General features: G+C 57.6%; 10 protein-coding genes. 5 read left to right on the forward strand and 5 right to left on the reverse strand.

The features are described 5' to 3' along the window. Positions 1-10: 10 nt before the first annotated feature. From HDF15_RS05535 to HDF15_RS05555, 5 genes are all read right to left on the reverse strand, one after another. Positions 11-3,169 (reverse strand): efflux RND transporter permease subunit, encoded by a 3,159-nt coding sequence (locus tag HDF15_RS05535; protein WP_184253549.1) that lies wholly within the window; start codon positions 3,167-3,169, stop codon positions 11-13. Between the two features lie 61 nt (positions 3,170-3,230). Beyond that, positions 3,231-4,454, reverse strand: coding sequence for an efflux RND transporter periplasmic adaptor subunit (locus HDF15_RS05540; protein ID WP_184253551.1), 1,224 nt, complete (start codon positions 4,452-4,454; stop codon positions 3,231-3,233). 14 nt (positions 4,455-4,468) lie between these two features. Then, positions 4,469-5,797 carry a TolC family protein gene (locus HDF15_RS05545; RefSeq protein WP_184253553.1) on the reverse strand — a complete coding sequence of 443 codons (1,329 nt, stop codon included), beginning with the start codon at positions 5,795-5,797 and terminating at the stop codon, positions 4,469-4,471. Next, complete coding sequence (locus HDF15_RS05550; RefSeq protein WP_184253556.1) at positions 5,797-6,150, reverse strand: DUF190 domain-containing protein; 354 nt, start codon at positions 6,148-6,150, stop codon at positions 5,797-5,799. The genes HDF15_RS05545 and HDF15_RS05550 overlap by 1 nt, the downstream gene beginning before the upstream one ends. A gap of 46 nt (positions 6,151-6,196) precedes the next feature. Further along, complete coding sequence (locus HDF15_RS05555; protein WP_184253558.1) at positions 6,197-6,988, reverse strand: hypothetical protein; 792 nt, start codon at positions 6,986-6,988, stop codon at positions 6,197-6,199. A gap of 248 nt (positions 6,989-7,236) precedes the next feature. On the opposite strand from HDF15_RS05555, the gene HDF15_RS05560 reads away from it, so the two are divergent. From HDF15_RS05560 to HDF15_RS05580, 5 genes are all read left to right on the forward strand, one after another. After that, positions 7,237-7,944, forward strand: a complete 708-nt coding sequence (locus HDF15_RS05560; RefSeq protein WP_184253560.1) for a response regulator transcription factor — start codon at positions 7,237-7,239, stop codon at positions 7,942-7,944. Further along, positions 7,941-9,380: a HAMP domain-containing sensor histidine kinase gene (locus tag HDF15_RS05565; RefSeq protein ID WP_184253562.1), complete on the forward strand. Its 1,440-nt coding sequence runs from the start codon at positions 7,941-7,943 to the stop codon at positions 9,378-9,380. Before HDF15_RS05560 ends, HDF15_RS05565 begins: the two co-directional genes overlap by 4 nt. Positions 9,381-10,050: 670 nt before the next feature. Further along, positions 10,051-10,731 carry a response regulator transcription factor gene (locus HDF15_RS05570; RefSeq protein ID WP_184253564.1) on the forward strand — a complete coding sequence of 227 codons (681 nt, stop codon included), beginning with the start codon at positions 10,051-10,053 and terminating at the stop codon, positions 10,729-10,731. A gap of 9 nt (positions 10,732-10,740) precedes the next feature. Then, positions 10,741-12,165: a HAMP domain-containing sensor histidine kinase gene (locus HDF15_RS05575; RefSeq protein WP_184253566.1), complete on the forward strand. Its 1,425-nt coding sequence runs from the start codon at positions 10,741-10,743 to the stop codon at positions 12,163-12,165. A gap of 818 nt (positions 12,166-12,983) precedes the next feature. Then, on the forward strand, positions 12,984-15,554 hold the full coding sequence (locus HDF15_RS05580) for a TonB-dependent receptor (protein WP_184253567.1): 2,571 nt from the start codon (positions 12,984-12,986) through the stop codon (positions 15,552-15,554). Positions 15,555-15,651: the final 97 nt, after the last annotated feature.

A 15,651-nucleotide genomic window follows, 5' to 3' on the forward strand; every position in this document is an offset into this window, starting at 1 on the left:
AGTGAAACCGTCAGTCTTGTGCCTTGGGCCGATAGACCAGGAAGAAGCCGGCAGGCACAAGAAAGACAGTTAAGAGAACGGAAAGAGTCAATCCACCGATCAACGCCTGTGCCAGCGGGGCATACGATTCGCTACCCTCGCCAAGCTTGAGCGCCATGGGAAGAAGACCGATGACCGTCGCAAGAGACGTCATCAGAATGGGCCGCAAACGAACGCGGCAGGAGGTAATGATCGCCTCGCGAACAGCCATTCCCTCTTTCAACAGATGATGCGCAAACTCCACGATCAGGATGCTGTTGGAGAGCGCTATGCCTGCCAGCATGACAACACCCATCAGAGACATGACATTGAGCGTCGTTCCCCAGAGAAGAAGCGCAATCAATACGCCGGTGATGCCGGGCGGCAGAGCCAGCAGAATAATGAAGGGATCGAGAAACGACCGGAACTGCGCTACAAGGATGAGATACAGCAGAAGGATCGAGAGTGTAAGACCGATGGCGAAGCTTCGGAAGGAAGCGTTCATGGATTCGACGCTGCCCGTCAGGGTTGCCTCCATTCCATGCGGCGTCTGAGTGGTATCGACGATGTGCTGGATCTCTCGCGTGATGTGGCCAAGGTCTTCATGCTCGGGACGCACATAGATATCCATCACCCGCCGGATCTGCGTGTGATCCAACTCGGTAGGGGCATTGAACTGTTGAATCGTAGCCACCATATCGAGACGCGTGGGCTGTGTCACATTGGCGCCATGCAGCGGAATCGCCTTGAGGTCATCGATCGATTTGACCTGGCCTTCCTTGTACATGACTGTCAGGAAGTAATTATTACCGCTGTTGGGATCGATCCAGATACTGGGAGCGATCATCTGGTTCGAGGTCAGAGCGGTAATGACGTTTGAAACCACCTCTTTTTCCGTAAGGCCCAGTTCGCTGGCACGAGTGCGATCGATCGCCAGCCGAAGCGAAGGATAGTCGACATCCTGCGGAATATAGACGTCGGCGACTCCGTGAACCCCACGGATGCGCGCAGCGATCTTTTGTGCAACATCGAAATCAGCGTTGATGTCGTTGCCAGCAACGCGCACATCGATAGGAGCAGGAGAGCCCATATTGAGAACACCATCAACAAGACTGCCACTCGAGAAGAAAGCTTGCAGCTCGGGCATCTGAACAGCAATCTTGCGTTTGACCTCGTCGATGTACTTGAAGCTGCTGATCGTATGGTCGGGCTTGAGCGCCACCTGCGTGAAACCGGTGTGCATGGCCGAGTTCGGAGAATAAAGTGCCGAGAACCCAGGATCGACGCCTATATTGGAGACGATCATCCCCATATCGTGTTTTGAAACGATGCTGCGAATGAGATTTTCGAGGCGCGTGGTCTCCTGCTCGGTATCGTCGAGCCTGGTTCCGGAAGGGGCTTTGAAGTTAATGACAAACTGGCCGGCATCCGTTCGAGGGAAGAACGAAAGACCCAACAGAGGAAACAGCAACAGGCTCAGCAAAAAGAGAACACCAAAGCCAACCAACGTAGCGCGTGGCCAATCGAGGACGCGCTCCACAAGACGGTCGTAGCGATGCAGGAGAGATTCAAAGGCAGCACTGAAACGCGCGTTGAAGCGAGCGGCAAAGCCAGGCTTCACCGCCGGATCAGCGTGTATAGCGCGCTCCGTCTCCGCCGATTCGTGAACCGCATCCCCATGAGCGCTCTTAATGAATCGGGCACAGAAGAGCGGAACAACCGTGAGAGCCACGAAGTAGGAAGCAAACAGCGAAATGACAACGGCAAGGGCAAGGGCCGTAAAAAGAAAGCGGCTGACCCCATAAAGCAGCGTCACAGGAAAAAAGACGACAACGGTAGTGAGCGTGCCTGCGAGTACCGGCAGGGCGACTTCCCTTCCGCCTTTTTCGGCGGCGACCACCGGGGACTCGCCGCCTTCAAGATGCCGAAAGATGTTTTCCAAGACGACAACGGAGTTATCGATGAGGCGCGACAACGCCAGTGCCAGACCGCCCAGGATCATGCTGTTCACCGAACTGCCTGCCAGATGAAGAATGAAAAAAGTAGTGAGCAGGGACAGAGGAATAGAGAAGAACACGGCGATGGTCGCACGCAGGCTTCCTAAAAAGATAAGGATCATCAGGCAGGTGAGAAAAAGGCCAACCCCTCCCTCATGCAGCAAAGTTTCGATGGCGGTCTTTACGAATCGCGACTGATCGAAGACGATCTTGCTTTCCAGAGAAGGCGGGACGTCATAGAGCTTCTTGAGCGTCGTCTGTACACCGTTGACGATAGCAATCGTATTGGAGTCTCCGCCTTGTTTGAAGATCGGCAGATAGACGGCACGCAGGCCATCGACATGCACGATGTTGTATTGCAAACCGAACGAGTCTTTGGCCACGGCCACATCGCCCACACGGACCGGCGATTGGCCAACCATCTTGATCGGAACCTGCGCGATGTCGTCAGGCCCCTTCAGCATGGAGTTGGTGTAGATGTTGTAGTCGTAGCGTCCGATCTGCACGTCGCCCGCGGGCAGAATCACATTGGCGTCATTGACCGACCGCACGACATCCATCGGGCTCAGCTGGTTCGCCTCCAGTTTGTAAGGATCGGTATACAGCATGATCTGACGCCAGCGGCCGCCAAAGGGCTGCGGCACGGACGCGCCGGGCACACCGGCCAACTGATTGCGCACAAAGTTCTGCCCAATGTCTTTGAGCGTGCTCTCGTTCAAGCCGGCGCCACTCAGCGTCACCAGGGCTACAGGGAGACTCGAAGCATCCTGCTTGAGAACGATTGGCGGATAGGTGCCGGGCGGCATATCCTTCATATCGCTCATGGCAAGCGTAGAGATGGACGCCGCAGCAGCATCGGGATCGGTGCCGGCGCGGAAATAAACCTTGACGAGACTGACACCCGGCAGAGAACGCGACTCCATGTGATCGATGCCGCTGGCAAGCGTGAACTGGCGCTCCAGGTGATAGGTAATGTTGGTTTCAATCTGCTGCGGCGGCATGCCGGAGTAGAAGGTAGCCACAGCAACAACCGGCAGATTGATCGGCGGGAACATATCCACCGCCATGCTGCCCGTACTGACCGTGCCGAGGATCATCACCACCAGGCACAGCACAACGATCAGATATGGGTTCTTTATCGCAAATCCCGACATAGTTCCGGCTTCCTCGCTCTGGATCGGTTAACTGAATGGAGAGCTGAATCGAATGGAGAGCTCAGCTGCGACTGGTGCCGTTGGCCTCGTAGCTCGCGGGATGCGCGTCTACCTTTTCTCCGTCGGAGAGTCCGCTGTGACGGCCCACAACCACCTGGTCACCGCTGCTCAGACCGGAGAGTATCTCGACGCGCGTGGGTGTCTGCAGGCCCACCGTGACACTCACCAGATGCAGCTCATTTCCGCGAACGACATAGGCATGCTGCACGCTGCTGCCAAGGCCATCGATCGCATCTACAGGAACGCTCAGCACGTTGGGGTGGTCGGCAAGATGCAGATGGACCTCCGCATACATGCCGGGAACGAGCTTGTCGTCCGGATTCGGCACGTCGACTTCGGTCTCCATGGTGCGGGTTGAAGCCTGCAGGGAGTCGGCATAACGTGTGATCTTGCCCTCAATGGTTCGGCCCAGGGTAACGACATTCACATCGACCGGTTGCCCGTCATGAATCTCGGCAACTGCGTTCACCGGCACAGGCAGCATCAGGCGAAGAAGGCTGTTCTCCGCCAGCCGCACCACCGGCATGGCTTGAGTCTGTGACGAGATGCCTGCCTGGATCATGGAGCCGGTGTTGGCATAGCGCTTGGTGATGACTCCGGCGAAAGGTGCACGGATGCTCGCATACTGCAGCATCGCGCTGGTGCGAGAGAGCTCGGATTCGGCCTGCGACTTTGTCTGCAAAGCCGCATTGAGAGCTGACTGCGCACCGGCAAGCTGCGCGGCCGCCTCCAGGTCGCGTGACTGCGCCACGTCAACCTCCTGTCGCGGAACGAGGCCAGGCTCTTTGGTCAGGACATCTTGAATTCGTTGAAAGGAGAGATGCGTGATATTCGCCTCAGCCTGAGCGCGCTGAATCGCTCCCCTTGCTGTAACGACGTTCGCCTGTGCCGCGGCGACACCGGCGTTCGCCTTTGCCATTTCATCCTGTAGTTCAGGGACCTCAAGCGTGGCCAGCAGATCGCCCTGCCGCACATGGTCGCCGATATCGACGCGAATGTTTTTGACATAGCCAGCCACCTTAGCCATAACATCGACATCCTGATAGGGCACGAACTCGGCCGTCAGCACCAGATCATTGGTCAGCGTCGCCGGCTCGACAGCGGCGACGGGGACGCTTGGCACATCGAGAGCGGCAACAGGAGTGGCCTGATGGCAGGAGGTCAAAAGGCATGCGGCACCTGTAGTCAGCGTGACGAGCGCCAGCAGTCGTCGGCGAAGAGCCATGTCGAAAGGTCCTTTCAGTTCAAGAGGCCAGCCGCGTAATCCAACTCGGCGCGACGGGCTAGATAGCTGTAGTTGGCGTCAGCCGCATCGATCTCAGCGGAGGTTTCGTTTAACTGCGCCTCGTTGAGTTCCACGATGCTGCCCAGCCCGGCACCATAGCGAGCCTGCGCCAAACGCAGAGCTTCCTTACTCTGGGCGACGAGCCGTGCGGAGACATCGAGGCTTCGAAAGGCTTCGTTGGCGCGATACCAGCCGTCCCTCACCTGCTCGTTGACTTCGAGCTTTACCTCGTCGGCATCGCGTGCACGCGCATTGGCCTCGAGCTCGGCCTCGCTGCGGCGAGCCGCGAAGAGGCCTCCATTGAAGACCGGAATATTGAGATTGAAGCCCGCTGCAGCATAGTTATCGTGCAGGGTATGGTCGCGGAACGGCACCTCCCCGGCAGTTCCCACGGCGCTGAGTGTCGGATAGCTCAACCGTTTCTCCGAGAGTGCAAACTGGGCCGCGGAACGCTGCTGTGCTTGCGCCGCATTGAGGTCGGCGCGCTGCGTGTCGGCGAGAGAGAGGAACGAAGCAGGATCAGGAGCAAGCGACGCAGGCAGGTCTACCTCTTCCAGCGGGGCAACGACAGGCTGTTGCTGTCCCATCGCACTTGCGAGATGAGCGCGTTGCTGCTCGACGGTGCTTTCAGCCCGCACGACGGCCAGCTCCGCTTCACTTTGGAGGACAGCCGCAAAGTTCACATCAAGAGTCGAACGAAGTTCGCTTTGAGCCAGTGCGCCGATCTGTCGTGAGATCAGTTTGCGATTGTCGAGCGCCTCGCGCGCTGCATGCAGCACGGCCTCTGCGCCGAGCACTTCGAAGTAAGCCTCGCGGACATTCAACCGCACCTGTGCCGTAGTCAGCGTTGCAAGGTCGCGCTGCGCCTCTGCAGACGATCGCGAGCTGGCAATCAACGCGCTGGTCCTGCCGAAGTCCGTAATCAGTTGGACGAGGCTTCCACCATAGGCGAAGCGGTCGGAGATCGATGAAGTGGTGATCGCACCTGCTGCCGTCGAGGTGCCTGTATCGGCGACTCGAACACCCGTGGCGTTGAAGCCGACCGTGGGCAGAAGAGCAGAGCGGGCCTCGCGGATCCGTTCCGAGGAGGCACGGGCTCGCAGTTGCGCGGCGAGCATGCGAGGTTGATTGGCGAGCGCGATCGATTCCGCTTGCGCGAGCGTGAGCGGTGGAGCAGCAACCGCAGGCGCCGGCTGCTGCGCGTGACTCATCGCAAGGAGGAAACAGAGAAAGATTGCGGTGGCACTCCTCAACAGAGCGCCGCCATACTTTGCAATACGCATCAGGACAGAACCTTTTCGGCGGTGGTGATGCTCTTGAGAATCTCTGTCGGATGGGCTTCCACCAGGCCATCCGTGACCATGGAAAGCAGCTCCGGCAGAATTGCCCGAACCTTCTCCGGTGTATCGACAAAGTAAAGAACCACGGGAAGATGCTCGCCGGCTGTGTCGCCAGCTCCACTGGTGTGAAGCTGGCGATGGACGCCAAATCCTGCATGCGCTCGGAAGGCCGTCGCGCCATCGATTCCCTTGCTTTGTAGAAAGGCAAGGATGTCATCGTGAAGAAAGCCATTCGTCGAACCGGTGTCCTGATTGAGGTGCACGGTTACTTTCAGCGCAGGTCCAGCCACAGGCATCTTTAGGTCTCCAGGTTCGTTGAAATGCACTCTTTGCAATGGCTGCTTAGCGTGTGGCTACGACCTGGTCTTGCGGCAAGACCTCCAGTAAAGCCGTGCTGTTCTTCCAGACTTTGGGCGCGACACGGTTGGAGGTCAGCACAAGGGTCGAAGGCTCTCCCGTCTTTCCTGTCTGCTGGAGTCTGGTTCCTGTGAAGCCGTACAAACCGCAGGCGGATGCGGAATAGATTCCCACCGATACTTCCGTGTCACTGCCGTCGCATCCGTTCGGAGCGTTTCCGGAGGCTGCGATGAGATGGGCATACACACCACCACGACGGTTGTAGCCAACGATATCTCCGTCCTGCGAGACGACCTCTGATTGCGAGGGAGTCAATACGTCGCCGCCAATCTGCGTGACGGTGGCCAGCGTGTCGTCAGTGCCTGTCGATTCTCTTGCGCCCCATGAGGTGACAGGGTCTGCGATGGCCCGAACGTACACATTCAGGGGGAAAGTGGCGGAGTTTGAGCTGATGGTGTCGAATCGAATCGAAAGGCTTGACTGCTTTTGCACGGCATAGGGTGTTTTATCTAAAGCAAATGCATTAGCGGCAACCACGTGCCCTGTAACCTCGGCTCCGGCAGGCAGAACTTTCCCGTCAGAAAGCGCAACGCTCTGAGTCGTTCTGGCATGCACGACGTCGCCTGCATGTGCATGGTTGGCGTCCAGACCACTTTTGAACACGATGGGCAGCGTCGTCTTTGGAGACAACGTTCCCGCTGTTGCTGCATGTCCGCTCTGTGCGGTCAACAAAGGGGTGAAGCAAAGGGAGGCTGCGATTAGAAAATGAAGTTTCATAGGTCAACTCCGTCCTTTCAACACCCTGAGTTGACCACGCAATCCCCTTACATCCTGCTTACAACTCCCTGACATTTCGTGCCATCTACTTGCTCCTGGGGAAGGTGTAAGACATCATCGTTGAGTGAAGCTTTGAAGAAGGGGGCTAGCATTCCCTCCGCGGCTAAAGCCGCAACGATTCCAGGAGCTTTACGGCGGTACTGAAGTACCGCCCCTTCAAAGCCAGACACTTGTTCAGAGGTTAGTTAGTGGAGAAAGACCTGACAACGCGGCGCGTGCTGGTAGTGGAAGACGACAGGAAGATGGCGGATGCACTGGTAAGCGGCATCAAGGCTGCCGGCTATGACGTCAGCGTGGCACGCACGGGAGAAGAGGGATTCTTCCTGGTGCATAAGCTCTTTCCGCATCTCCTGGTGCTGGACCTCCATCTTCCTCAGCGCAACGGCCTCGAGATCCTGCAGCAGATTCGCGCGCAGTCGCTGGATATTCGCATCCTGATTCTTACGTCCAACAACACTCCCGAGGACCGGGTAACAGGCCTGAATGCAGGCGCGGACGACTATCTCGGCAAACCCTTCTCCTTTCCTGAATTGCTCGCCCGCATCGGTTCCCTTCTGCGTCGGATGCCGCTGCCCGCATCGGCTGGACTGTTGCGCATCGCCGATCTTGCGTTGGACACGGAGAGCCGCGCAGCCAGCAGATCGGAGGTCCGCCTCGACCTCACTACTCGCGAGTTCGACCTGCTGCTCTACCTGGCGGAGAATCGTGGACGCGCCGTGTCGCGAGAGATGCTCGCGAAAGATGTGTGGAAGGAAAATTCAAGATTTACGCCGCTCGACAACGTCATCGACGTGCAAATGACCCGGCTGCGCCGCAAGGTGGATGACCCCTTCACGACCAAGCTCCTGCATACCATTCGCGGTGTAGGTTTCATTCTGCGGGAGCCCAAGCCATGAAGATCCTGGCCTCCAGCCCTATTCGGACACGGCTTACCGTATGGTACGTTGCGCTTCTGGCAGCAATTCTCGCCATCTACATCTCGGTCGTATTCATCTTTCAGTACGGGTTGCTGGAACACCAGATGTTTCACGATGAGGTCCAGGATGTCGAGACCGTGGAGGGTCTGCTGTTCTTCGATGCGCAGGGGCAGCTCCACCTGCAACAGGACTACTACTCCCATCCCCGCTCGCATCTGCTGGTAGATAGGCTGATGGAGGTCCGCGATCTGTCCGGCGTCGTGCTCTATCGCACCGATACCCTGAACGGCCTTTCGCTCGGCGGTCCCTCCCGGCCTAATGAAGGAGGCAATGGGTTCGACGAACGCGCCATCAAACTCGTCGATGGAACACATGTGCTCGTCATCAGCCACCTGCATCCTGTCGGAGGGAGACAGGTGCTCATCCGTCTGGGGTACAGCCTGGTGCCTCTGCGCGACCGGATGTTTCAGTTCTTCCTTCTCCTGCTGGTAGCCATGCCGATCGGCCTGGTGATCGCAGGATTCGCGGGCTATAGCATCGCCAAACGTGCGTTCCTTCCGCTGGACCTGATGGCCGCACGCGCGGAGCAGATCACGGCCAGCAACCTGCAGGAACGCGTCGTCGTCGAGAACGAGCACGATGAGCTCGGACACATGGCGAGGGTCCTCAACCACCTGCTGCAACGGCTGGAACAGGCCTTCGCTCAACTGCAACGGTTCACGGCGGACGCAGCCCACGAACTCAGAACGCCCCTGGCCTCCCTTCGCGCAGCCGGTGAGATTGCACTTCAGGAGACTGAAGACGAAGAAGGTTATCGCGAAGCCATCAGCAGCATGCTCGAAGAGACCGTACGCCTCGATCAGACGATCGATGGGCTGCTGATGCTTTCGAGAGCCGAAGCCGCGCAGCTTGAAGCGATGGACGAGTTTCTCCTGCCTGATCTTGTGAACGAGATCCTGGTGCTGCTGGAGGTTGTTACAGACGAGAAGCAGATGATCGTGGAGCAGGAGCAGGATGAGCATGCAAGGCAGGTGATCTTTGCGGACCGCAGCCTGGTACGCGTCGCGCTGTTGAATGTGCTGCATAACGCGGTGAAGTTCTCGGGTGTTGGTTCCACTCTCCGCATTCGCTATTCACAGGTACACGCCTCGGCTGTCGAGATGGAGCGGGTGTGCATTCATGATTCCGGTCCCGGCATCTCTGCGGGAGAGCATCAACGAGTGTTCGAGAGGTTCTTTAGTGGCAAGTCGAAGAAGGTGTCTCCGAATAGCGGGGCGGGGCTTGGGCTTTCCATCGCGAGGCTTGCGGTGGAGCGGAATGGCGGGAAGATCTTCTTCGATGAGGGTGTTGCTAGCGGGGCGCGTTGTTGTGTCGATCTGCCGATCATGCGGTCGGCGAAAAGAAGCGGCGTTTAGATTCATTCAACAGCTATTCGAGACAGAGATTGAGCCGTGCAAATCGTTTCCTGTGGCAAGATCCGGAAGGGCCCGGCTTCAGCCGGGCCGTGGAAGATGTGCGCAATTTCCTTCTGCTCTGCCGAAGGCTGGAGTGAAGGCGTAGCCGGAGCGACTGAATTGCTTTCCTCGATGCCGCTAAGACTCTACAGGGCTCACCAATCCTGTATCCGTGGGCTGGGGCTGGTTGTTTCGCCACAGCTAAAGAAGGCAATTCAGTCGTTGCGGCTACGCCTTCACTCCAGCCTTCGGCAGAGCGGTACGGGCCTTTGGCTTGAGTTTCTACGGCATGGCTGAAGCCATGCCCTTAACGAAACGTGGCTTTTTCAGCACCATCGTTAGGCCCGAGCAGTCTTTCGGTTGCGAACAAAAGGCCCGGGGCTAAAGCCCGATTCTTGCCTGTTCCTTATTCCGTAGCCTAAAGGCTACGGCTCCCTCCGTCTCCCCGATGCTGAAGCATCGGGGAATGCGCTTCGCGCTGTCGTGAACAGGCCGTTATCCTTCAACGGGCTAAAGACTCGGGGCGCCGCACCAGCTTCATGGCAGCGGAGGAGATACCCCAGGCCCTGAACGCCGTTCACACGATTTTCATATTTGCCGCTGACCGGTGACATAGCTTAACAGTAGCCCTATGAATGTTCTGGTAATTGAAGACGATAAAAGGATCGCGGGACTGGTCGAGCGCGGTCTGCGAGAGAATGGGCACGAGGTCGTCCTTTCCCACAATGGCAAGGAAGGCGCCGAGATGATGTTGAACGGAAGATACGACGCCGCCCTGCTCGATATCTATCTGCCCGGCATGGATGGCTTCGAGGTTCTGGAGCAGGTGCGGGCGCGCCGCTGCAAGACTCCCATCCTGATGCTGACCGCCGTGGATGCCGTCCCGAAGATCCTGCAGGCCTTCGACCTGGGCGCTGACGATTACCTGATCAAACCGTTTCTCCTGGAGATTCTGCTGGCGCGCGTAAGCGCCATCGCACGGCGCATGCAGCCCGTGGTCGAGCCGCCGGTGGTGCTAGCCGGAGGAATCACCCTGGATCGCAGCCGCCGGGTCGCGATACGTGGCGGAAAAGAGATCTACCTTACACGCAAGCAGTTTGAACTGCTCGACGCCCTGATGCGGCGCAGCGGCCTGGTGACCTCGCGAGACCAGTTGATCGAAGCGGGTTGGGGATACCTGGCGGATGTAAAGGAAAATACGCTCGACGTCTACATCCACGGACTGCGGGCCAAGCTTGAAGACAAGACGCACGATAAACTTCCTCTGATCCGGACCATTCATGGAACGGGTTATATGTTCGTGACGGAGTAGAGGAACAGGATGCGCGATTTTTCCGTTCGAGCCCAACTCACTCTGTGGTATCTGCTGGTGACCTTTACGGGCCTGCTGCTCTTCGGTGTGCTGTCTTACGGCGCGCTGCGGTTTGCGCTATTCCAGGGAAAGAAGTCGCATCTGCAGGGACGCGAGCAGCGACTGACCCAGTTCCTGAAAGAGAACAAGGTCGAGGGAACTCCATCGCCTCTGACCGAGCAGCTCAGGAAGTATGCGATCGCGACGCATGAAGGCAACCTGTTCGAGATTCGCAACCCGGATGGAAGCCTGCTGTTTCCACTCGACGTCAATAAAGAGGACAGAATCTCGCCAGGGAGTGACAGCTGCGAGCAGACGGTCTACTTCTTTCAGACCCTCGAGAACAAACCGGCGATGGTGATGTGCCACCTCGCTCTGTTGAATGGACGGCAGGAGCGCCTCTACATCGGCGGCGCGCTGGATGAAGAGTTTTACATGCTGCAGGTCTATCGCAATGCCCTGCTGCTGTTGACGCCTGTGCTGTTGAGCCTCTCCGCCATCAGCGGGTATTTCCTGAGCCGCAAGGCCCTGAAGTCGGTGGACCGCATGACGAGGGCAGCGGTGAATATCGGCATCGGCAATCTATCGGCCAGGCTGCCCGTGCCCTCGGCGCAGGACGAGATCCAGCATCTGGCCGTGGCGTGGAATCAGTTGCTGGGCAGGCTCGAGACGGCGGTCTCGCGCCTCAGCAAGTTTTCGGCGGACGTGTCGCATGACCTCAGGACCTCCATCACGGTGATCCTGGCTACGGCCCAGCTCTCGCTGCATCAGCGCCACTCGGAAGAAGAGTATCGCGATGACCTGAACAAGGTGGTGATGGAGTGTCGCACGGCGTCCACGCTGCTCGATGCCCTACTCTCGCTGGCACGCAGCGAGACGTTCAGCCATGAGGTTGCGTTCCAGCGAATCAATATCTGCGAGCTGGTGGTGAATGGATGCAGGCGCGTCGAGGACCTGGCGGAGTCGACCGGAATCATGCTCGACTGGCATCTTCCGGATGAAGCGATGTATATCGAAGGCGATGAGCTGCTGCTGCAACGGCTGCTGGGCATCCTGCTGGACAATGCCATCAAGTTCACCCCGGCTCACGGAGAGATTGGAGCAGCGGTGTCGCGAACCGAAAGCGAGATCGTCGTGACGGTGCGCGATACAGGCATCGGCATGTCGGAGGACGTGCGACAGCGCGTCTTCGAGCGGTATTACCAGGCGGACCTACGCGAGAGAAAGACGCAGGCAGGCAATGGGCTGGGGCTGGCGATTGCGCGCTGGATCGCCGATGCGCACCAGGCGGAGTTGACGGTCGAGAGCATGCCGTTGAACGGGTCTGTCTTTCAGATCAGGTTTCCGGCAGCGGCGGGATTGCAAGCGGCGATGCCGAGAGTGCAGACGATTTAGGTCCAGGTAGTGTCATCAAACTGTTCTCTTATGGAGACGAAGAGTGCAAATAGTTTGTTGAGGAATGGATCGGAAGGGCCTGGCTTCAGCCAGGCTGCGAAAAAAGCCCCCATTTGATCTTTAGGGCCAACGGCCCGTTTCATACCAGCCTGGGGCACAGCGAACCCGAGGTAACACGCGATAGCGTGGTGGCTCGGAGAGCGACGCCCCAGGTTAGGCGTAGGAGTAGAAGTTGAGGGCTGTAAGCCCGACTCATCCTTTGTGCAGACACTATGAGTCGGGCTTACAGCCCTCTGCTTTCGAGTTGATTCTGCACCTGGGGCTACGCTTGCAGCGAGCTAAAAAACGCTCACTGCTGCGCTCCACCCCAGGCTGGTATGAAACGGGCCCTTGGCCCTAAAGATCAAGACTCTCTTTCCATCGAGTTTCTCCGCAGCCCGTGAAGCCATGCCCTTCCGTTCCGTGCCTCAATGAACTGCTTGCACAGTTCGATCTTCATTACTCCGTATTGCTTCTTAAGAAAAGCTGAAATCCATCTGAAGGAAAACTGAAGGCCGATGGGATGCAACGCTCTTCCCGCGCCTGCGTTTCATGCCACCAACGACAAGAGGTTGCTGTTCAACACGAAGCAAAAGGGCCGTGGAATCAGGCTTTTTTGCATCTCCTGCAAGATCCGGTCACGATCTTGAAAAGAGAGCGGTTGCGGTCTGCCACCGCGCCAAAGTAACAGCAGACGGAATGTAACTCCAAGTTCATACTCCGCAGCTACGTTTGCGAAACCAAGATGTTTATTGGTGTTTTTGGAGGAGACCTTGAAATTGAAACAGGATTTGGTAAAGCTTTGGCGCTGCATCGTAGTTGCAAGCGTATTCGTGATTGTTTTCGCGGCAAGCCCCATCCGCATGTCGGGACAACAGGGACCGGATACAACTCTTACGGGAATTATCCTGGATCCGCAGGGCAATGCAGTACAGAACGCTACCGTGACCGTAAAGAATGAATCGACCAATGCCGTTCGCAAGCTCACTGCCGATGCCCAGGGACACTTCTCCTCCGTCGATTTGCCTGCGGGCAGATATACCGTTGAAGTCGCAGCGCCAGGCTTTGCCATCACCGACCGCACCGGGCTGCTCATCACGGCAGGCCAGTCGCAGGACATTTCGATCAAGCTGAACATCGGCAATGTGTCACAGCAGGTCACAGTCGACGGCTCCGGGGCCGACTCGGACTCCATCGCCGCTCAGACCTCGCCGGTTCAGTCCCTCCTGAATGCCCGCTCCGCGCGATCGGAGATCAGCTCCGAGTTCATTCAGCAGTTCACGTCTCCGGTGGCGGACTATACCGAGATCATTCAGATCGTTCCCGGCACCTTCACCATCAATACCAACGGAGTCGGCCTCGGCCAGGCGACCACTTCATTCCGCGGCTTCCAGGACGGCGAGTACGACATTACCTGGGATGGCATTCCCTTCCAGGATACGAATACTCCGAGCCACCACTCGTGGGCCTTCTTTCCGGGTCAGTGGATCGGCGGAGTCGACTTCGACCGCAGCCCCGGTTCTGCTTCCACCATCGGGCCTACCCCCTTCGGTGGATCGGTGAATCTTCTCTCCAAAGAGGTGCCGGTACAACATGCGGTACGGGGCACCGTCTCCTACGGCTCGTTCAATACTCTTCTACTGGACGGCGAGTACGACTCGGGCAGCATCGGCGCCAATCGCAAGACCAGCCTCTCGCTCGATGTGCACCGGCTGACCTCGGACGGCTTCGAGACCTTCAACCATCAGGAGCGCAACGCAGGAGAGATCAAGGTACGGTACCAGTTCTCGGATAAGACGGTCTTGACCGGATTCAGCGGCGTCCTCATCCTCGATGCGAATACTCCCGACGCGAACCTGCCGACGCGAGACCAGGTAGCTCAGTTCGGATATAACTTCCTGCTGAACGATATTCCCAACGATCCTTCCAACTACCACTACAACAAGAACCATGTGCCTACCGACTTCGAGTATGTCGGAGTTAAATCACTGTTCGACCATGGCTGGAGCCTGGACGTAAAGCCCTACACCTACAGCTACAACAACCATCAGCACTATACGAACATCGGTTCCATCACCACCCTTACGGATACGCCGACCGCCGCCGATCCGAATGGATATTGCGCAACGATTCAATCCAACGGCAGGCTGCCGTGCGGCATCGACAAGCTCAACAGCTATCGCCAGTACGGAGAGACCAGCACGATCAGCCAGACCTCGAAGTACGGCGTCTTCCGCACAGGGCTCTGGTACAACTGGTCGACCACCAACCGCTTCCAGTTCCCTTCCGATCCGCTTACCGGCCTAGACCAGACCTTGCCGAACTTCCATGAGACGTACTACACCAACATCTATCAGCCTTATGCGGAGTACGAGTACCGCGCTATCCCCAGGCTCACGCTTACCGGTGGCTTGAAGTACGCCTACTACAACCAGAACTTCACGCAGTTCGCGGATGACGGCAAGGTAGTTGGAAACCTGAACGGCGCGGCGTCGATCAACAATGTCGCGGGGTACCACTCCTACCTGCCGTCAGCGGATGCCAACTACCGCATCATGAATAACTGGTCGGTCTACGGCCAGTTCTCCAAGGGCAGCATCATTCCTCCGACCAGCGTCTTCGATGTGTCGACGGGAAAGGTCTCGGACCTGCCGAAGCCAACGGGAGTCTCCACCTACCAGACCGGTTCGGTGTTGAAGCTCAAGCGGCTGATGCTGGACGGCGATTTCTACTACATCAAGTTTCAGAACACCTATAGCGCCTTCAACCCAACCGATGGCCAGGGAGATACCCTCTATTTCCTAGGTCCGGACTCCTTCAGCAAGGGTGTCGAGCTCGAGACCAACGTGTCCTTGTGGAAGGGTCTGAGCTTCTATGCGAATGGAACTGTCGGCTCGGCAACCTACACGGGTGCGGGCGTGCCTTCGGGACTCTGGGTCACCAATACCCCGGCGAATACGCAAGGATACGGATTGACCTACCAGGATAAAAATATTGATCTTGGAATCTTCGATAAGCGTATTGGTCCGCAATGGAACGATAACGGCTCGTATCACAACCAGGTCTACACCGACTCCTTCAGCACCGTGAACCTGTTCCTGAACTACACGGTGAAGAATCATTCGCGCTTCAACGGCACCAAGATAGGGTTGAGCTTCAATAACCTGCTGAATGCGCACGATATCGTCGGCGTCATTCCGGCGGCATCGCCAAACCCCTTGATCCTGCCCGATGGAACCACGTCGCCTTACCTTGCGACGACGGCTATCTCGGGAGGAGATCAGTTGACGCAAACCCCTGGGCGCAGTGTGATGCTTACGGTCACGTTCGGCTATACCGGCAAGCGATAGACGATCTTCAGCAGTAAGAAGAGCCTCTTCATCGCGGCTGGTCGGGGCAAAAACGGAAGGGCAGGGGTTGATCCCCTGCCCTTCCGTTTTTGTTTGC

The sequence above is a fragment of the Granulicella mallensis genome, assembly GCF_014203225.1.
In the GTDB taxonomy this organism is placed as follows: Bacteria; Acidobacteriota; Terriglobia; order Terriglobales; family Acidobacteriaceae; genus Granulicella; species Granulicella mallensis_A.

Coding starts and splice junctions, on each gene's coding strand:
- HDF15_RS05535 (WP_184253549.1), bottom strand. CDS start 3,169: ATGTCGGGATTTGCGATAAAGAACCCATATCTGATCGTTGTGCTGTGC.
- HDF15_RS05540 (WP_184253551.1), bottom strand. CDS start 4,454: ATGGCTCTTCGCCGACGACTGCTGGCGCTCGTCACGCTGACTACAGGT.
- HDF15_RS05545 (WP_184253553.1), bottom strand. CDS start 5,797: ATGCGTATTGCAAAGTATGGCGGCGCTCTGTTGAGGAGTGCCACCGCA.
- HDF15_RS05550 (WP_184253556.1), bottom strand. CDS start 6,150: ATGCCTGTGGCTGGACCTGCGCTGAAAGTAACCGTGCACCTCAATCAG.
- HDF15_RS05555 (WP_184253558.1), bottom strand. CDS start 6,988: ATGAAACTTCATTTTCTAATCGCAGCCTCCCTTTGCTTCACCCCTTTG.
- HDF15_RS05565 (WP_184253562.1), top strand. CDS start 7,941: ATGAAGATCCTGGCCTCCAGCCCTATTCGGACACGGCTTACCGTATGG.
- HDF15_RS05570 (WP_184253564.1), top strand. CDS start 10,051: ATGAATGTTCTGGTAATTGAAGACGATAAAAGGATCGCGGGACTGGTC.
- HDF15_RS05575 (WP_184253566.1), top strand. CDS start 10,741: ATGCGCGATTTTTCCGTTCGAGCCCAACTCACTCTGTGGTATCTGCTG.